Origin of the sequence: uncultured Oscillibacter sp., assembly GCF_950073225.1 — a bacterium.
Taxonomy (GTDB): domain Bacteria; phylum Bacillota; class Clostridia; order Oscillospirales; family Oscillospiraceae; genus Oscillibacter.
Genome location: NZ_CATMPS010000003.1, coordinates 31,769 through 49,973 on the forward strand (window position 1 = coordinate 31,769; position 18,205 = coordinate 49,973).

The following is an 18,205-nucleotide window of genomic DNA, read 5'->3' on the forward strand; positions in this document are numbered from 1 at the left end:
GGGGAAATGTCAAGGGGAAAATTGCCCGGGTTCAAGACTTGTGTTTTCCGCCCAAAACTGCTATACTAATAAAATCTGTTGGTATGCCCACTTCTTCATCAAGGAATCAAGGAGCGCGCCATGAACAATAAAAAACTCTCCCGCCTGCTGGAGCCCAATTTACAATTTTACTTCCTCTGCCTCCTGGCCTTCACCCTGGCCGCCGTCACCGTCAGCCCGCCTCTGGCCCTGGCGGAGGGGGTGGCTACCGTGGCGCTGTACGCCTACTTCGTCCGCAGCAACAAAAAGCGCCGCCAGAGCGTCTTGCAGTATATCGACAACGTCACCGGAAACGTGGACACCGCCAGCAAATCCACCCTCATCAACTCCCCCCTGCCCATCATGGTCTTTCGCCCCGACACCGGGGAGGTCATTTGGAGCAACGAGAACTTCCTCCAGCTGGCGGGGGTCCGGGAGCATCTTTTTGAGATGAAGGTGGAGGACGCCGCCCCGGAATTCCCGGTCCAGTGGCTGCTGGAGGGGCGGCAGGAGTGCCCGGAGCGGGTCCACATGAACAACCGCCGTTTCCGGGTCTACGGCAGCCTGGTCCGGGCCAAGGGCCGCAGCGGGGAGCAGAACCTGGTGGCCACCACCTACTGGGTGGACACCACGGAGATGGACCGCCTCCGGGAGGACTTCGACGCCACCCGGCTGGTGGTGGGCATCGTGATGGTGGACAACTACGAGGACTTGATGAACGCCTGCGCCGACACCCAGCGCAGCGCCGTCCTGGCCCAGATTGACGAAAAGCTCAGCAGCTGGGCCGCCGTGGGAAACGGCCTGCTCATCAAAACCGAGCGGGACCACTACCTCTTCCTCTTCGAGGAGCGGTACTACAATCACTTCGTGGAGGAGAAATTCTCCGTCCTGGACGCCATGCGGGACATCAAGGTGGGCGAGGGCGGACACCCCACCCTCTCCATCGGCCTGGGCCGGGAGGCGGACAGCATCCCGGCGCTCCACAAGAACGCCGCCCTCTCCCTGGAGATGGCCCTGAGCCGGGGCGGCGACCAGGCGGTGGTCCGGGGGAAAACGGACTTCGCCTTTTACGGCGGAAGGGCCAAGACCACGGAAAAGCGCACCAAGGTCAAGTCCCGGGTCATGGCCAACGCTTTGAGAGAGCTTCTGGCGGACTCCCAGGACATCTACGTCATGGGCCACAGCTTCGCCGACATGGACGCGGTGGGCGCCGCCGTGGGCGTTTGCTGCGCCGCCCGGAAGCTGGGCCGGAGAGCCCAGATCGTCATTGAGCCGGAGAAGAACGCCGCCCAGTCCGTGCTGGCCATGCTCCGGGCATTGCCGGAGTATGAGGGCGTGTTCGTAAACCCGGCGGAGGCCTTTGTGAAGATGCGTCCCGGGACGCTGCTGGTGGTGGTGGACACCAACCGGCCGGATTTGGTGGAGAGCCCCCAGATTCTGGAGTCCAGCAGCCGGGTGGCGGTCATCGACCACCACCGCCGGGCCGCCAGCTATATTGAAAACGCCGCCTTCAGCTTCCACGAGCCCTACGCCTCCTCGGCGTCGGAGCTGGTGACGGAGCTGCTGCAATACCTCATCGAGCCGTCCAACCTCCTGCGGGAGGAGGCGGAGGCCCTGCTTGCGGGCATCGTGCTGGACACGAAGCACTTCGTCCTCCGCACCGGAGGGCGGACCTTCGAGGCGGCGGCCTTCCTCCGCCGGGCGGGGGCCGACACGGCGGACGTGCAGCGCCTCTTCCAGGGGGACCTGGAGGGCATGGTGTCCAAGTACGATATTGTCCGCCAGGCGGAGTTGTACCGGCCCGACGTGGCCCTGGCCGTGGTAGGCCAGGACGGCGTGGACCGGGTGGCCGCCGCCCAGGCGGCGGACGAGCTTTTGACCTTGAAGGGGGTCAAGGCCTCCTTTGTGGTGTACCGCAGCGGGACGGCCATTTTAATGAGCGGGCGGTCCCTGGGGGAGATCAATGTCCAGGTGATTCTGGAGGCCCTGGGCGGCGGCGGCAACTCCGCCACCGCCGGAGGCCGGATTGAAAACGGGGACATTTTGGACGTGCGGGAGCGGCTGACCCAGGCCATCGACGCTTATTTTGAGAAGTGAGAAAGTTCTGTCCAAATGCCAGCAGACCTGGGAGAATGGCCTGGTCAGGGGACCAGGCCCCACAAAGGAAGCCCCAGCTCCTTTTGATAGTGCTCAGCATCTCGCTTTTCACTTCTCCTGACAGCGGAAAGATCCCTGTAGAAGCACTCTTTAGAAGCACCAGCTTTTTGATGCAGCATGTTCCTTTAGCGGCAAAGACCTTCTCTGTGGGGCCTGACCCCCTGGTCAGGCCATTCCCATGGAAGCTCCAGGCCCATAGGAATCAAGCAATATAAAAAACCGGAAAGGAAGTTATCCATATGAAAGTCATTTTACAGCAGGACGTCAAAGGCCAGGGCAAGAAGGGCCAGATGGTGGAGGTCTCCGAGGGCTACGCCCGGAACTTCCTCCTGCCCCGGAAGATGGCCGTCCCCGCCACGGCGGACGCCATCAACACCATGAACCTGAAAGAGAAGGCGAAAAAGGCCGAGGAGGCCCGCCAAAAAGCCCTGGCGGAGGAGACCGCCGAAAAGCTCAAGGAGTGCATGGTGAAGCTCACGGCCCGGGCCGGGGCGGGCGGCAAGCTCTTCGGGGCTGTCACCACCAAGGAAATCTCCGAGGGGCTTCAGAAGCAGTTCGGCATTGACATTCCCAAGCAGAAGCTGGTGCTGGAGGACCCCATCAAGGCCTTCGGCAACTACGAGGTCAAGGCCCGCCTGGGCTTTGAGGTGGTTGCCACCGTCTACGTATCCGTGTTTGAGGAAAAATAACGCCCGATAGAGAGGGAGGCGGTTCGCCATGGCAAACGAAGACCTGCTCCTGCGCCAGATGCCCCACAGCCTGGAGGGGGAGCAGGCGGTGCTGGGGTCCATGCTCATCGACCCGGACTGCGTGAAGAACGTGATGGACCGGCTCCGTCCCGGGGACTTCTACCTCCGGCAGAACCGGGAGATTTTCGAGACGATCTACACCATGTTCTCCTACGCCCGGCCCATCGACGGCATCACCGTCTTTGGGGAGATGGAAAAGGCCGGGCTCACCGACGGCAACACCCGGTCGTACCTGGCCCAGCTGATGGAGATTACCCCCACCAGCGCCAACGTGCTGGAATATGCCGCCATCGTCCGGGACAAGGCCCTGCTCCGGCAAGTTGCCCAGGCGGCGGGGGAGATCACCGCCCTGGTCCAGGAGGGCATGGGCGAGGCGGGGGAGATCCTGGAGGCCTCGGAGCAGAAGATCTACGCCATCCGCCGGGGCCAGAGCGCCCAGGAGATGGTGCCCCTGCGGCAGGTCCTCCCCGACGTGCTGGACCGGCTGGGCGAGATGAGCGAGCACGAGAACCATCTCCCCGGCCTCTCCACAGGCCTCTCCGCCATTGACCAGAAGATCACGGGGCTGAACAAGTCGGACCTCATTCTCCTGGCGGCCCGGCCCGGCATGGGCAAGACCTCCCTGGCGCTGAACGTGGCGCTGAACGTGGCCCGGGAGGGAAAGACCGTGGCGGTCTTCTCCCTGGAGATGTCCCGGGAGCAGCTGGCCACCCGGCTCCTCAGCTCCGAGGCCCTGGTGGAGAACAACCGCCTGCGCACCGGCCTCCTCCGGGAGACGGACTGGGAGAAGATCGCCGGGGCGGCCACGGTGCTGAACCGGCTGGACATCCGCATTGACGACAACCCCCTTTTGTCCGTGGCGGACATGAACGCCAAGTGCCGCCGCCTGGAGGGCCTGGCTCTGGTGGTGGTGGACTACCTCCAGCTGATGACCTCCGCCGGGGGCGGCCGGGGCGGCGAGAACCGCCAGCAGGTGGTGTCCGACATGTCCCGGATGCTGAAAATCATGGCCAAGGAGCTGAATGTGCCGGTCATCTGCCTGAGCCAGCTCTCCCGCGCCAACGAAAAGCGGGACGACAAGCGGCCCATGCTCTCGGACCTCCGGGAATCCGGCGCCATCGAGCAGGACGCGGACATCGTGCTGTTTTTGTACCGGGACGACTATTACAACGAGGATTCGGAAAAGCACAATATTGCGGAGTGTATCGTGGCGAAGAACCGCCACGGGGAAACCGGCAAGGTGGAGCTCCGCTGGATGCCGGAGTACACCCAGTTCTCCACCCTGGACAAGCGCTATGACGACGAGGACTGAGCTTTTGAAGCGGGCCCCCCGGACGGTTCTGCCCCGGGCGGGACAGCGGGTGCTTTGCGCCGTGTCCGGGGGCTTGGACTCTATGTGCCTGCTCCACATGCTGGAAGCGTGGTGCGAAGAGCGGGGCGGGCAGGCCGCCGCCGCCCACTTCAACCACCGGCTCCGGGGCGCGGCGGCGGACCGGGACGAGGAATTTGTCCGGGAGACCTGCGCCCGGTGGGGGATTCCCCTGTCCGTGGGCCGGGGGGACGTGGGGGAATACGCCAAGCGGGAGGGGCTTTCCATGGAGGAGGCCGCCCGGAATCTGCGGTATGCCTTTTTGCGCCGGACGGCGGCGGAGCGGGAGTGCGAACGCCTTTACACCGCCCACCACGCCGGCGACAACGCGGAAACCGTCCTGCTGAACCTGATCCGCGGGACGGGCCTGACGGGCCTCACGGGCATGGACTGGGAGCGGGACGGGCTCTGCCGCCCCCTGCTGGGCGTGACCCGGGAGGAGCTGGAAGCTTACGCCGCCGAATGGAAAATTCCCCATATCGAAGACGCGACCAACGCCGACCCGGAGGCCGCCGCCCGAAACCTCCTGCGGCTCCAAGTGATGCCGCTATTAAAGGAACTGAATCCCCGGGCGGTGGAACACATTTGCGGCACGGCGCGGCGGCTCCGGGGCGTAGACCGCTCCCTGGAACAGGATGCCGCCGCCCGCACAGCCCATGCGGAGGTGCAGGAGGGCCGGGTAACCCTCTCCATGGAGGCGCTGGCGGCGGCTCCGGCAGCGGTCCGGCCCCGGATGCTGCTGCGGCTTTTTGACCTTTTAGGCGTGGGGCGGAAGGATGTCGGAGCGGCCCACCTGGAGGCGTTGATGGACCTGGCCCGCCGCACAGCCTGGGGGAAGGAGGGGCGGCTGAGCCTCCCTCATGGCGTCACCGCCCGCTATTGCCGCCGGTGGCTGATTTTGGAGACCCGGCCCCAGATTTTGACGGAGGTCCAGCTGGTCCCGGGGCGGGCCCTTCACTGGGGGGACTATACCCTGACTTTGCTGGACAGACCGGAGGGAGAGGGAATTTCCTTCTTCTGGCGGGGAAGGCCGGGGCAGAGCCCGGTGGTCACGGCAGCCCCCTGCCCGCCGGGAGAGCGTTTGACCCTGCCGGGGGCCCGGGGAAGCCGGAGCGTGAAGCGGCTTTGCCTGGACCGCCGCATTTCCCTGGCGGAGCGGGACCGCCTGCCCGCCATTTATGTGGAAGGCAAACTGGCCGCCGTGTGGCGGCTGGACGTGGATGCTGCTTTCGCGCCGGAAGGCCGGGAGCCCTGCCGGTTTATCAAAATTGAGAAAACAAAACAACAGATTGAGGAGGACGGACATGATGCGCAGTGAAATGGAGCAAGATATTCTGAAGGTGCTGGTGACCGAGGAGGAGCTGAAGGCCCGGGTAGCGGAGATGGGCGAGGAGCTCTATGAGAAGTTTCAGGGGAAAAAACCGCTGTTCCTGGGGGTCTTGAAGGGCAGCTTCGTCTTTATGACGGACCTGGTCCGGGCCTGCCAGCTCAAGAGCGACGTGGAATTCATCGCCGTCAGCTCTTACGGAAACGCGACGGCCTCCTCCGGCCGGGTGCAGATTGACCACGATCTCCGCCAGGACATCACCGGGCGGCATCTGATCATCGTGGAGGACATCCTGGACTCCGGCAACACCCTGGCCTTTTTGAAGCAGTATTTCCTGACCAAGGGGGCGGCGTCCATCACCATCGTCACGCTGCTGGACAAGCCCGCCCGGCGGGAGAAGGCCATCACCGCCGATCTCTCCGGCTTCACGGTGCCCGACGAGTTCGTGGTGGGCTATGGCCTGGACTACGCCCAGCTGTACCGGAATATCCCTTACATCGGCGTGCTGAAGCCGGAGGTCTACGCCGGGAAGTAACACCCCGCTGTCACGGGACAGCCTAAAGGAGGAATGCCGTCGTGTCCAAGCAAAACCGTACGTCCAACCTCAGCTTTTTGATGCTGGGGCTGGTGATCCTGCTGTGCCTGAGCTGGGTCTGGCAGCTGAACAGCCAGAGCGAGCGGATGGAGTTCTCCCAAGTGGAGCAGCTTTTCCGCCAGGAGAAGGTGGAGTCCTTCGTCATCCGGGACAACACCCTGCTGATGACGCTGCGGGGAGAGCCGGAGGGCCGGAACACCCTGCGCTATGAGCTCTACGACTTCGACCTGTTCTACGACAGCCTGGGGGAACTGGTGGAGAAGCAGGCCGCCAAGGGGATCATCACCTCTTACGACTACCAGCAGGACCACTCGACGAACTGGCTGGAGATCCTCCTGCCCTTCCTCCTGACGGCGGCGCTGATCGGCGGCATGGGCTACCTCTTCCTCCTCCGGGGCCAGGGGGGCGGCATGGGGGCGGACCGCATGGCCCGCTTCGGCTCCGCCCGGACCCGGGTCCTCTCGGAGAAGGACAAGAAGGTCCGCTTTGAGGATGTGGCCGGGGCGGAGGAGGAAAAGGAGGAGCTTCAGGAGATTGTGGAGTTCCTCCGGGACCCCCGGCGGTTCATCTCCCTGGGGGCCCGCATCCCCAAGGGCGTGCTGCTGGTGGGCCCTCCGGGCACGGGCAAGACCCTGCTTGCCAAGGCCGTGGCCGGGGAGGCCGGGGTGGGCTTCCTCTCCATCTCCGGCTCCGACTTTGTGGAGCTGTACGTGGGCGTGGGCGCGTCCCGGGTCCGGGACCTCTTTGACCAGGCCAAGAAGACCTCCCCCGCCATTGTCTTCATTGACGAAATCGACGCCGTGGGCCGCCAGCGGGGCACCGGCGTGGGCGGCGGCCATGACGAGCGGGAGCAGACCCTGAACCAGCTCCTGGTGGAGATGGACGGCTTCGCCGCCAACGAGGGCGTGGTGGTCCTGGCGGCCACCAACCGGGCGGACGTGCTGGACCCGGCGCTGCTGCGGCCCGGGCGGTTTGACCGGCAGATTTACGTGGGCCTCCCCGACATCAAGGGCCGGGAGGACATTTTGAAAATCCATGTGAAGGGCAAGCCCCTGTCCGAGGATGTGGACCTCCGGACCCTGGCCCAGGGCACCGCCGGGTTCACCGGGGCGGATTTGGAAAACCTGGTGAACGAGGGGGCCCTGCTGGCCGCCCGGCGGGACCGGGACTATATCACCATGGAGGACTTCCGCCAGGCGGAGATCAAGGTCATCGCCGGGCCGGAAAAGCGGAGCCGGGTCATCTCCTCCCATGAGCGGGAGCTCACCGCCTGGCACGAGGCGGGCCACGCCGTGGTCATGGAGACCCTGCCGGAGCACGACCCGGTAAATCAAATCACCATCGTCCCCCGGGGCCAGGCGGGAGGCATGACCATCGCCCTGCCGGAGGAAGACCGGAGCTTCCTTTCCAAGCGCTATCTGGAGGACCGGATTGTAGCCCTGCTGGGGGGGCGGATGGCGGAAAAGCTGTGCCTGGGGGACATCTCCACCGGGGCGGGCAGCGACATCCAGCGGGCCACGGATATCGCCCGGAAGATGGTGGCGGTGTACGGCATGAGCGAAACCATCGGCTCGGTCTGCTTTGAGGGAGGGCACGACGAGGTCTTCATCGGCCGGACCATGAGCCAGGGCCGGAGCTATTCCGAGGCCGTGGCCGCTCAGATCGACGAGGAGGTCCGCCGGGTGGTGGACGAGGCCGGGCGGCGCTGCGAGGACATCCTGACGGAGAAGCGGGCCATCCTGGACGCCGTGGCGGCGTACCTTCTGGAGCATGAAACCATGGAGCGGGATGCGTTTTTGGAGGTCTACGGCGGAAAGGCGCCGGCAGAAGAGCCGGAGGAATAAACAGAAACCAGCCGGGAGCGCACTCCTGGCTGGTTTCGTTTCCGGGGAGGGAACAGTATGGTGGAATATTTCCAGGGCGGCGGGGCGGAAGTGATTGTCTGCCAGGGGTCTGCGCTGTCCTATCCCTGGCACAGCCACGTTTCAACGCTGACCCTGGGCGCCGTTCTGGAAGGGGTTGTGGAGCTGGAGACGGACCAGGGCACAGGGATTTACCGGGAGAACGGCCTGTTTGCCCTTCCGCCCTACATGCCCCACAGCTTGAAAGCCGGATCTCCCTATACGCTGGTGAGCCTGTGCGTCCGCAAGGCCCCGGCGGCCTCCGGCGTGTTCCGGGAAGCGCGGGAGAGCGCCGCCGCCCTTTTGAGAAGGGCTGTTGGACTGCCGGAGGTGGAGGAACGGCTGCTGGAGGAGTTGTCCCTCTTGTCCGGGCGGAGAAGCGGAGAAGGAGAGGGTCCTCTGGCCGAGCTCCGGGCGCGTTTGGAGAGGGAACCGGAGCTTCCCTGCAGCCTGGAGGACATGGCGGAGCTGGCCTGCATGAGCAAATACCACCTGGTCCGGGCCTTCCAGCGGGAGGCGGGGCTGACGCCCCATCGGTTCCAGCTCCAGAACCGGGTCCGGAAGGGCCAGCGGCTGCTGGCGGGACCGGCTACCGTGGCGGAGGCCGCCGCTGCGGCGGGCTTCTGCGACCAGAGCCACTTCGACCGTCAGTTCAAGCGCCTGGTGGGCCTGACCCCGGCGGCCTACAAGCGGTCCTGCACCGCGTTTTCCGGACCTTAAAGAAGGGCCGGGATGAATTTGGCTAACAGGCAGAGTCCCTCCGGCCCCGCCTCCACCCGATGGGGCTCTTCCTTGGGAAGGATGGAAACGACGCCTGGCTCATAGACGAGCCGGGCTCCGCCGCTCAGGCAGACGCCGCTTCCGGCGGCGACTTCGTGAAGCTCCGTCTGGGTGGGGTGGGCGTGGGTTCCGATGGCTTTGCCCGGGGCGACGCGCACCAGATGGCAGCTGAACAGCCCGCCAGTCTCCCGTTTGGTGATAAGGTGCTTGAGCTCCACGCCCTCGAAATCCGGGTGCGGGTTCCAGGGCAGGTCCCCGAAGGCGGCGTCCGCCCCCGGCAGGCGCAGGCGCCCAGAGGCGTCAAGCTGGTCAAACAAATTTGGATGTTCCATATGCAATGCTCCTTTCCAATGTGACAGGCGTCTGTCTGCTGCCAGCGTACCACGAAGCGCCGGGCGTGCCTTGTACAAAATTGCCTTTTCCACGCCCAGGCGCAAAAAAAGCGGCTCCTCCGGACAAACCGCAGGAGCCGCGTTTCTTGTATGTTGTCAGATCAAGCCCTGGGACAGCATCACGTCGGCTACTTTCATAAAGCCCGCGATGTTGGCCCCCAGCACCAGGTCGCCGGGCTTTCCGCACTCCTCGGCGGCGGTGTAGATGTTGTGGAAAATGTTGGTCATGATGGTTTTCAGCCGCCGGTCCACTTCCTCGAAGCTCCAGGCGTAGCGCATGGAGTTCTGGCTCATCTCCAGGCCGCTGGTGGCCACGCCGCCGGCGTTGGCGGCTTTGGCGGGGGCGAAGAGGACGCCCGCGTGCTGGAACTCCTGAATGGCCTCCGGACGGCAGGGCATGTTGGCCCCCTCCGCCACGGCGAGGCAGCCGTTTTTCACGATGATTTTGGCGGTTTCCCCGTCGATCTCATTCTGGGTAGCGCAGGGCAGGGCGATGTCACAGGGCACGTTCCAGATGCCCCGGAAGCCCTCGGTATAGGTGCTGCCGGGAACCCGGTCCGCATACTCCTTGATGCGGCCCCGGTGGCCCAGCTTGATGTCCTTCACCACGTCCAGGTCGATACCCTTGGGGTCGTGGATGTAGCCGTTGGAGTCGCTGAGGGCCACGACTTTCGCGCCCAGCTCCGTGGCCTTCTGGCAGGCGAAGATGGCCACGTTGCCGCTGCCGGAGATGACCACCGTCTTGCCCTGGAAGCTGTCGTTTTTCATCTTGGACAGCATCTCCTGGGTCAAATAGCATAATCCATAGCCCGTGGCCTCCGTGCGGACCAGAGAGCCGCCGAAGGAGAGGCCCTTGCCCGTCAGCACGCCGGCGGCGTAAGTCCCCCGGACCCGGCGGTACTGGCCGAAGAGGTAGCCGATCTCCCGGGCGCCCACGCCGATGTCCCCGGCGGGCACGTCCACAAACTGGCCGATGTGCCGCTGGAGCTCCGTCATGAAGCTCTGGCAAAAGCGCATGACCTCCTCATCGCTCTTGCCCTTGGGGTCGAAATCACTGCCGCCCTTGGCCCCGCCCATGGGCAGGGTGGTGAGGCTGTTTTTCAAAATCTGCTCGAAGCCCAGGAACTTCAGGATGGAGAGGTTCACCGTGGGGTGGAACCGGAGCCCGCCCTTGTAGGGGCCGATGGAGGAGTTGAACTGGACCCGGTAGCCCCGGTTCACCTGGACCTTCCCCTGGTCGTCCACCCAGGGCACCCGGAAGGTGATGACCCGCTCGGGCTCCACAAAGGTCTCCACGATCCCCTTCTTCTCATACTCGGGATGCCGGTCGATGATCTGGTCCAGGCTCTCCAGAAACTCCAGCACCGCCTGGTGGAACTCCTTCTGGTCCGGGTCCCGGGTGACCACCTGGGAGTAAACCCGCTGTAAATATTCGCTCTTCAACATAAAACCGCCCCTTTGTCCGGCCCTGTCCGCCGTCTTGTAGAATGCCCGCGGCAAGGGAGAATATTCCATTTTCTGGGAGCTTTGGCGCAAAAACAGGCCGGGAAATTTCTTGCTTATAGAATATAGGAAAAACGGGGGTCCGCACAAGAAATAAATTTCCTAAAATGCAGAAGAAATTTATTCCTATTATAAAGCGATTATCACAAAAAAGCCCCGGCGGAGGCCCGCCGGGGCTTTCGGTCACAGGTAGAAGCGGTGGCAGCCGATGGTCTGGCGGTAGGTGCGGCTGGAGTCGATCCAGCTTCCCTGGGACAGGGCCGGGGCGAAGAAGTAAAGGGCGTCCCCGGCGGTGTTCTCCCCGGACAGGGCCCGCCGGGCCGCCTCCCGGGAAAGCTCCGTGGGCTCGCTTCGCACCGTGCCGTTGGCCACGGGCTCGAACTGCACGCCGTGTTCATCGTCAAAAATGACCTCCGGGACGCTGTCGGGGAAGTCCCCGCTGGCCACCCGGTTCAAAACCACGTTGCCCACGGCGATCTGTCCCTCCAGGACCTCGCCGCCGCTCTCGGCGTGGATGATGCGGGAGAGCCAGTAGTAATCCATGGCGTCGTGCGCCGCGCCGGGGGAGGTCACCGCCGCGCCCCCCAGCCAGGGGTCCCATCGGACATCCGCGCCCAGGGCCTCCGCCGTGAGGCGCAGGGGCACGTAGGTCTGGCCCTCCACCACGTCTATCACGCAGGGATAGCCGGTTCCGTTGACGGTGAGGAGATTGCCGTCCGGGTCCGCGGAGAGGGACGCGTCCTCAGAAGCGGCCCGGGCGCAGCCTGCAGAGCCGTCCCACCAGACGGACCAGTCCCCCAGGGACTCCAAAAGCTCCCGAAGGGGGACGTACGTGGTCCCCTCTTCCACATAGGCGGAGACCCCCAAAAACTCGCCGTCCACCTGGAAATTGGCGGGCCGGGCAGCCTGGACGGGGAGGCACAGGGCGGCGGCGGCGAGAAGTCCGACAAAGAATCTTCGTTTCATATCGTTTCCTTTCTTGTGCGGATTTTCAAGTCTGCATTCTTTCGCACCCTTTCAAGATACCGGAAACGCCGCCTCGGGGCAACCCTCAAAATCTGGAGATCGAGGGAGGGGCTGGAAAAAAGGAAGAGCCGGGACGTCCCGGCTCCTCCTGTCCTCGCTTATTTCGCCTGGGCCCGCAGGCGGAGCTGCTCCTCCGTGACGGCGTAGGCCTGTTCCGCCCAGCGGTCCAGGGGCCGGTCCACGGGGAGGGGCTTCCCCCGGCGGGCGTAGATGGCGGCGGCCACCGTCTCCAGCAGCTTGGGGTTCTTCACCAGCAGGGGACCCGTCAGCTGGGAGGCGAAGACGTTCTTCCAGTGGAAGCCTTCCGGGCCCCGCTCCTTCCCGTTGCCAAAGCCCAGGTCCAGCCCGGTCAGCAGCGGCGTCTCCACGCCGGTGACCACGCCGCACTTGTTCATGAAGCCCACCACCGCCTCGGGGTACAGGTCCGTATGGCCGTACACGTCCCCCACGATGCGCCGCTTGCCGTGCTCCGTGGTGAAAGAGGCCAGCCCCAAGCCCTCATAGGCGCTTCCGTCCGCCTCCTTCACGGTCTTGCCGATAAGATCCATGGCCGTCCCGGCGAAGAGCATGGCGGCGCAGTCCCCGGCGGCGGCCTTCAGCGGCTGCGCGTAGCGGGCGAAGTCCTCCATAGCGGCCCTGGCGGCCCGCTCGGTGCCCGCGCCCATGCAGAAGAAGTCCCCCTTGGCAATGTCCGTCCCGCCGCCGGGGAGGACGGACTCCACGGTGACGTCACAGTCCAGGCGCTCCAGGTAGCGCTTCAACGCCAGCACGTTGGCATAGCTTCCATAAAGGCTCATCAGGTCCGGGTAAAAATGGATGATCCGCACGTCCATGCCTCACCCCTCCTTTTCCACGCGGCTGAGGATCTTGTCCCGGTCGGAGAAGCAGGTAACCACGTAGAGCTCCTCGTCTCCGGCGCTTTTCAGCGCCGCCGCGGCGGCGGCGATGTCCGTCTCCACGGACCAGTTCTCCAGCGCCGTGTAAGAAAACCGCTCCGCCAGGTCGTTGCCGTACCGGCCCGCCAGCACCACCCGCTTTACGTGCGGGACATTCAGCTGGTCAAAATCAATGTCCCACAGCCAGCTGGTCTCGCTGGTGAAATACTTCCGGCTCACCGCGTCCACAATGACCAGCACCACGCAGTCCCGCTTTGAGGCGGCGATGTAGCGCAGGTTCGTATCGTAGGCGATGGAGTTTTCGTGCTTGCTGGTCAGCAGGGTCCCGTGGCGGGCCCCCAGGCGGAAGGTCTGCATCCGGCCGTTTTTCAGCAAATAATTGCCCAGGACGGCGGCGGCGGTATCGCCGGACACGCCGCACTCCCGGCACGCGGAGTAAGCCGCCAGGATGTTGTAGATGTTGTAAATGCTGCGGAAGGCCAGGGCGATTTCCACGCCGCCGTCAATGGTCACCACGGCCTTTTCCAAATCCACCGCCGTGACGGCGTAGTCCGCGGCGGGCTTTTTATGGCCGCATTTCGTACAGCGGAAGGCCCCGATGTGGTTGTAATGCACGTAGTCATACTCCATGGGGGCATGGCACACCGGGCAATAGGCCCCGTCGTGATAGGCCCCCGTGGGAGCGTCCGCGGAGATGGAGCACTTGTCCAGGCCAAACCATTTGACCGCTTCCCGCCCCCGGGCAAAGCAGGAGGACAGGGGGTCGTCGGCATTCAGAATCAGCTTCGTCTCGGGGTGGAGGGCCGGGAGGATCGCGTCATAGACCCACTCCGGGTGCCCGTTCCGGGTGAGCTGGTCCCGGTAGAGGTTGGTGATGACGAATTCCGTGGGGTGGAAAAACTGGAAGGTGCGGGCGGCGTAGCGCTCGTCGGACTCGATGAGCAGCACGTCGGCCCTCACCGCTCCCCCCAGCGTGGCGTGGGTCAGCACCAGGGTGGTCACGCCCTCGATTTGGTTGGAGCCCTCCTCATTGTAGACCACGGTCTTTCCGTCCGCCCGGAGGACGGCGGCGATCATTTCCACCGTGGAGGTCTTTCCGTTGGACCCGGTGACGGCGATGATGTGCCGGGGCAGCTCCACCCTCCGGAGGATGTCCGGGCAGATTTTCAGGGCGAACTTCCCCGGCATGGAGCTTCCCTTGCCGATGAGCTTACCCACAAAATGCCCCAGCTTGCAGACTATGATGGCAAAAAGCTTTCTCACCGTCTCCTCCTTTCCGCCTCATTGGCCTCCCGCAGCTCCGCGAACGCGCGGACGGGAGCGCCGTCGGCGTCCTCAAACTTCATAGGCAGGGCGAAGAACAGGAAGTCCTTCCGTCCCCGGACCTTTTTCAGGCACAGGTTTTCAATGCTCACCACACTGTCCTTCAAAAGAATGTGGTGGATGGGCAGATGGCTGTCCGACATCCGGTCGATGCTGATAGCGTCGGTGCCCACGCCCTTCAAGCCCCGGGAGACCAGGTATCTCGCCGCCGCCTCGTCGGGGACGGGGAAGGCGTCCTCCAGGAAGCCCTCCGTCCCCCAGCGGCCCTCCCAGCCGGTGTAGAACAGGATGAAGTCCGCGCAGTGGATGGCCTCATAGTTGGCCCGGAGGAACTCCTCCGTGATAACGGGGCCCTCCTGGGACACGTCCAGCACCGTGGCCCGGCCGGAGAACTGGGACATGGGCATATCGTCCAAGGTCCGCCCGTCCTGCAAAAGGTGGGCGGGGGCATCCATGTGGGTGCCGGTATGGGAGGAGAGGGTCAGCAGGGTCTCCCGGAAGCCGTCCCGGGTGAGGGTGCAGGCGGGAGCCAGGGCGGGGACCGGCGTGCCGGGGAAGATGGGGATCTCCTGGGTGATGGTGTGGGTCATGTCGATCAGCATAGGGCGGCGCTTCCTTTCCGATTCATATTCAGTATGGACGGTTTCCGCGGCCTGAAAACCGCGGCCTTCACTTTTCCAGGTAAATCATCAGGGCGGCGATATCCGCCGGGGAGACTCCGGAGATGCGGGACGCCTGCCCCAGGTCCAGGGGCCGGACCGCCGCCAGCTTCTCCCTGGCCTCCAGCCTGAGGCCCTGGATCGAGCTGTAGTCAATGCCGTCCGGCAGACGGTGGGAGGCCATTTTTTTGAAATCCTCCACCTGGCTTTGCTGGCGGCGGATGTAGCCCTCGTACTTCACGGAGATTTCCACCTGTTCCCGCACGTCCGGGGGCAGGTCCGGCCTTCCCGGGTCGAAGGGAGCCAGCTCGTCATAGTGAATCCGGGGCCGCCGCAGCAGGGCGTCCAGCGGGCTGCCCCCGGCGGCGTCCGCCGTGTCCTTGGAGGCCAGGAAGGCCGACAGTTCCGGCGACGGAGAGGCCCCGGTGCGGGCCAGGCGCTTGATTTCCCGGCTGACCGCGGCGTACTTCTCCTCCACGGCCCGGAGGCGTTCCCCGCTCACAAGGCCCGCCTCATAGCCCCGCCTGGTCAGCCGCAGGTCCGCGTTGTCCTGGCGGAGCAGGAGCCGGTATTCGCTCCGGGAGGTCATGATGCGGTAGGGCTCGTTGGTGCCCTTGGTCACCAAGTCGTCGATGAGGGTGCCGATGTAGCTCTCCGCCCGGGAGAGGACGAAGGGGTCCTGCCCCCGGAGCTTCCGCACGGCGTTGACCCCGGCCATGAAGCCCTGGACCGCCGCCTCCTCATAGCCGGAAGAGCCGTTGAACTGCCCCGCGCCGTAAAGCCCGGGGACGGCCTTGACCTCCAGGGAGGCGCTGAGGGCCAGGGGGTCGATGCAGTCGTACTCGATGGCGTAGGCGGGCCGGGTCATCACCGCCCGGCGGAGGCCCGGGACGCTGTGGAGCATCTGGATCTGCACGTCCTCCGGCATGGAGGAGGAGAAGCCCTGGATGTAAAGCTCCTCGGTGTCCAGGCCCATGGGCTCCACGAAGAGCTGGTGGCGGAGCTTGTCTGGAAAGCGGACGATTTTTGTTTCAAAAGAGGGGCAGTACCGGGGCCCCACGCCCTCGATAAGGCCGGAGTACATGGGCGCCCGGTCCAGGTTCTCCCGGACCACCCGTTTCGTCTCCTCCGTGGTCCAGGTGAGCCAGCACACGGCCCGGTTAAAGGGCGGGTCCTTGGTGGAGTAAGAGAAGGGCACGGGCAGCCCGTCTCCGGGCTGGACCTCCATCTCGTCAAAATCCACCGTCGCCGCGTGTACCCGGGGGGGCGTTCCGGTCTTGAAGCGGCGGAGGGGGAGGCCCAGTTTTAAGAGCGAGTCCGTCAGCCTCCCGGCGGCGTGCATGCCGTCGGGACCGGAGTCCTCCACCCACTCGCCCACGATGGTCCGGCCCGCGAGGTAGGTCCCCGTGGCCAGGATCACCGCCCGGGCATGGAACGCCGCCCCGGTGGCCAGGACGGCGGCAAAGCCCCCGCCCTCCAGCGGGCGGAGGGCCGCCACTTCCCCCTGGCGGACGGTCAAGCGCTCCTGCCGCTCCAGGGCGCGCTTCATGCGGCCCTGATACTTCCTTCGGTCCGCCTGGGCCCGGAGGGACCAGACGGCGGGGCCCTTGCCCTTGTTTAAGAGACGGTATTGGATACAGCATTCGTCGGCGGCTTTTGCCATCTCGCCCCCCAGGGCGTCCAGCTCCCGGACCAGGTGCCCTTTGCCCGTGCCGCCGATGGCGGGGTTGCAGGGCATGTTGCCCACCGCGTCCAGGTTGATGGTGAAGATAACCGTCTCCATCCCCAGGCGAGCGGCGGCCAGGGCGGCTTCAATGCCGGCGTGGCCCGCGCCGATAACGGCGACGTCGAATGTTCCGGCGTGAAATTCCCGCATCGCTTCAGCTCCTGTGGGCGGATCGGTTCTCCGTCCGGCCCATCAGCCAGTCTACGGAGACATCATAATAGTCGGCAATCCGAAGCAGTTTTTCATATCTTGGGTAGCCGCCTAATTCCATGTCCTGATAGCCCCGGAAGGAAATTCCGATTTCCGCCGCCACGGCGGTTTGGGACATGTGCAGCTCTCTTCGCAGCATGCGGACTCTATCAGAAAATTCCATAAATCCCCCTCGATAATACGCGAGTATTTGCGCTATTATAAAATCATACAAGAATTTGAGCAAACAGAGGCTTTATCATGACAGAGATCCCCCAAATCGTGGAAGGCCTCTATTTCCAGCAAGTCACCATCCCGGACAAAAAGGACTGGCCGGACTATCTCCAGGGGAACCCGGCGGTTATCCGGGGCCTCTATTCCTTTTATTACGGCCTCCGCATGGGTGCGCAGATTTCCAGCGCCCTGCGGGAAATACCGTTTATCCCCGGCGCAGAGTGACCACCGCCACCTCCGGGCGGTTGAACAGCCGGAAGCTGGGCCCCGTGTTCCCCAGGCCCCGGGTGACGAACAGCGTGGACCCGTTTTTCTCATACAGCCCCGCCGTATAGCTGGGGAACAGCGATCGGTCCGTGGACACCAGCCCGTCGGTGAAAGGCAGGCGGATTACGCCGCCGTGGCCGTGGCCGGATAGCACCAGGTCCGCTCCCAGGAGGCTGTACTGCTCCGGGAAATGGTCGTTCCGGTGGGCCAGCAGCATCCAAAAAGCGTTTTCTCCATAGGCGGCGCGGACTTCCTCCGCCACTGCCTCCGGGGACTTCTGGTCCGCGTAGCCGTTGGGATCGTCGATTCCCGCCAGCACCGCCGTGTCCCCGTTCCGTTCCAGGGCCAAAAACTCGTTGGACAGCACCGTCACGCCCCGGGCCTCCAGGGCCTTTTTCAGCTCGGGCACGTCCCCCACGGCCCATTCGTGGTTTCCGGTGACGTAGTAGGTGGGGGCGATGCCCGCCAGGCCCGCCGCCGTCTCTTCCGCGTAGCCCTCCGGCACATCACGGAAGGCGTCCAGCAGATCCCCCACCAAAAAGATATATTCCGGCTCCTGGGCCTTCACGGCTTCCAGGAGCTTCCCGTTTTTCCCGCCGAACCAGGTGGAGTGCAGATCCCCCAGCACCACGGCCCGGCAGCCGTCGAAGCCCGGGGGCAGGTCCCGGAGGACGGCGCTGAAGGAGGACACCTGCAAAGCCGTGTTGTCCCAGCGGACATAGAGTCCTGTCAGCGCCGCGAAAACCAGCAGAAACAGCAGTCCCCGCCCCCGCCGCCGACGTGGTTTGGAACGCCTCTCCATAGACACCTCCGTGCCGTCAAACGGCGATGTTGCCTTGATTTTTTAAGTATAGCACAGGGAGTATTTCCCTGGCGAGAGGAAAAATACACAAAGAAGGGCAGAGGGATACAGAAAACTTCGTTCGCCCCGCCGCAAAAAGGACGACCTTAGGGCGGGGTGACGAAACCTGTCGGGGAGAAATGTGAAATTTTTATGAAATACAGAAAATTCCACTTGCGTTATGTTGACCGGTGTGGTATAGTACTTTACAGATATTTCAAGAGAGGAGATTACAGATATGAGAATTTTTGCA

At 64.3% G+C, this 18,205-nt stretch carries 17 protein-coding genes; 8 read left to right on the top strand and 9 right to left on the bottom strand.

Annotated elements, in window-relative coordinates:
* Positions 1-120: 120 nt before the first annotated feature.
* From Q1M04_RS03050 to Q1M04_RS03080, 7 genes are all read left to right on the top strand, one after another.
* Entirely contained in the window at positions 121-2,115 is a 1,995-nt protein-coding gene (locus Q1M04_RS03050) for a DHH family phosphoesterase (RefSeq protein WP_293280547.1), read from the top strand.
* Positions 2,116-2,414: 299 nt separating this feature from the next.
* Positions 2,415-2,864: a 50S ribosomal protein L9 gene (gene rplI, locus Q1M04_RS03055; RefSeq protein ID WP_293280549.1), complete on the top strand. Its 450-nt coding sequence runs from the start codon at positions 2,415-2,417 to the stop codon at positions 2,862-2,864.
* Between the two features lie 28 nt (positions 2,865-2,892).
* Positions 2,893-4,236, top strand: coding sequence for a replicative DNA helicase (gene dnaB / locus Q1M04_RS03060; RefSeq protein ID WP_297997088.1), 1,344 nt, complete (start codon positions 2,893-2,895; stop codon positions 4,234-4,236).
* The gene (gene tilS / locus Q1M04_RS03065; RefSeq protein ID WP_297997090.1) at positions 4,220-5,611 is read left to right on the top strand and encodes a tRNA lysidine(34) synthetase TilS; all 1,392 of its coding nucleotides are present in this window, start codon (positions 4,220-4,222) and stop codon (positions 5,609-5,611) included. Before dnaB ends, tilS begins: the two co-directional genes overlap by 17 nt.
* Positions 5,601-6,155: a hypoxanthine phosphoribosyltransferase gene (gene hpt / locus Q1M04_RS03070; RefSeq protein WP_293281059.1), complete on the top strand. Its 555-nt coding sequence runs from the start codon at positions 5,601-5,603 to the stop codon at positions 6,153-6,155. The genes tilS and hpt overlap by 11 nt, the downstream gene beginning before the upstream one ends.
* An 80-nt stretch (positions 6,156-6,235) precedes the next feature.
* Entirely contained in the window at positions 6,236-8,059 is a 1,824-nt protein-coding gene (gene ftsH / locus Q1M04_RS03075; protein ID WP_297997235.1) for an ATP-dependent zinc metalloprotease FtsH, read from the top strand.
* A 57-nt stretch (positions 8,060-8,116) separates the two neighbouring features.
* Complete coding sequence (locus Q1M04_RS03080; RefSeq protein WP_297997092.1) at positions 8,117-8,836, top strand: AraC family transcriptional regulator; 720 nt, start codon at positions 8,117-8,119, stop codon at positions 8,834-8,836.
* Here Q1M04_RS03080 and Q1M04_RS03085 read toward each other — a convergent pair.
* The 8 genes from Q1M04_RS03085 to Q1M04_RS03120 all read right to left on the bottom strand — a co-directional run bounded on the left by Q1M04_RS03085 (position 8,833) and on the right by Q1M04_RS03120 (position 16,794).
* Complete coding sequence (locus tag Q1M04_RS03085; RefSeq protein WP_293281054.1) at positions 8,833-9,228, bottom strand: cupin domain-containing protein; 396 nt, start codon at positions 9,226-9,228, stop codon at positions 8,833-8,835. The two genes, Q1M04_RS03080 and Q1M04_RS03085, sit on opposite strands and share 4 nt — an antisense overlap.
* A 156-nt stretch (positions 9,229-9,384) precedes the next feature.
* Entirely contained in the window at positions 9,385-10,734 is a 1,350-nt protein-coding gene (gene gdhA / locus Q1M04_RS03090; RefSeq protein WP_297301018.1) for an NADP-specific glutamate dehydrogenase, read from the bottom strand.
* A 240-nt stretch (positions 10,735-10,974) separates the two neighbouring features.
* On the bottom strand, positions 10,975-11,757 hold the full coding sequence (locus Q1M04_RS03095) for a cell wall hydrolase (RefSeq protein WP_297997094.1): 783 nt from the start codon (positions 11,755-11,757) through the stop codon (positions 10,975-10,977).
* Positions 11,758-11,915: 158 nt separating this feature from the next.
* Entirely contained in the window at positions 11,916-12,650 is a 735-nt protein-coding gene (locus tag Q1M04_RS03100) for a type 1 glutamine amidotransferase (protein WP_295756779.1), read from the bottom strand.
* Positions 12,651-12,653: 3 nt separating this feature from the next.
* Entirely contained in the window at positions 12,654-13,976 is a 1,323-nt protein-coding gene (locus tag Q1M04_RS03105) for a Mur ligase family protein (protein ID WP_293280266.1), read from the bottom strand.
* Complete coding sequence (locus Q1M04_RS03110; RefSeq protein ID WP_204789726.1) at positions 13,973-14,638, bottom strand: cyclase family protein; 666 nt, start codon at positions 14,636-14,638, stop codon at positions 13,973-13,975. Before Q1M04_RS03110 ends, Q1M04_RS03105 begins: the two co-directional genes overlap by 4 nt.
* Positions 14,639-14,705: 67 nt before the next feature.
* Positions 14,706-16,571, bottom strand: a complete 1,866-nt coding sequence (mnmG, locus tag Q1M04_RS03115) for a tRNA uridine-5-carboxymethylaminomethyl(34) synthesis enzyme MnmG (protein ID WP_297997097.1) — start codon at positions 16,569-16,571, stop codon at positions 14,706-14,708.
* Positions 16,572-16,575: 4 nt separating this feature from the next.
* Entirely contained in the window at positions 16,576-16,794 is a 219-nt protein-coding gene (locus Q1M04_RS03120; protein WP_204789724.1) for a helix-turn-helix domain-containing protein, read from the bottom strand.
* Positions 16,795-16,871: 77 nt separating this feature from the next.
* Between Q1M04_RS03120 and Q1M04_RS03125 the strand changes: the two genes are divergently transcribed.
* On the top strand, positions 16,872-17,069 hold the full coding sequence (locus tag Q1M04_RS03125; protein ID WP_297997100.1) for a hypothetical protein: 198 nt from the start codon (positions 16,872-16,874) through the stop codon (positions 17,067-17,069).
* Here Q1M04_RS03125 and Q1M04_RS03130 read toward each other — a convergent pair.
* A complete protein-coding gene (locus Q1M04_RS03130) occupies positions 17,050-17,913 on the bottom strand; it encodes a metallophosphoesterase (RefSeq protein WP_295756771.1) in 864 nt (287 codons plus the stop codon). The two genes, Q1M04_RS03125 and Q1M04_RS03130, sit on opposite strands and share 20 nt — an antisense overlap.
* Positions 17,914-18,205 lie beyond the last annotated feature (292 nt).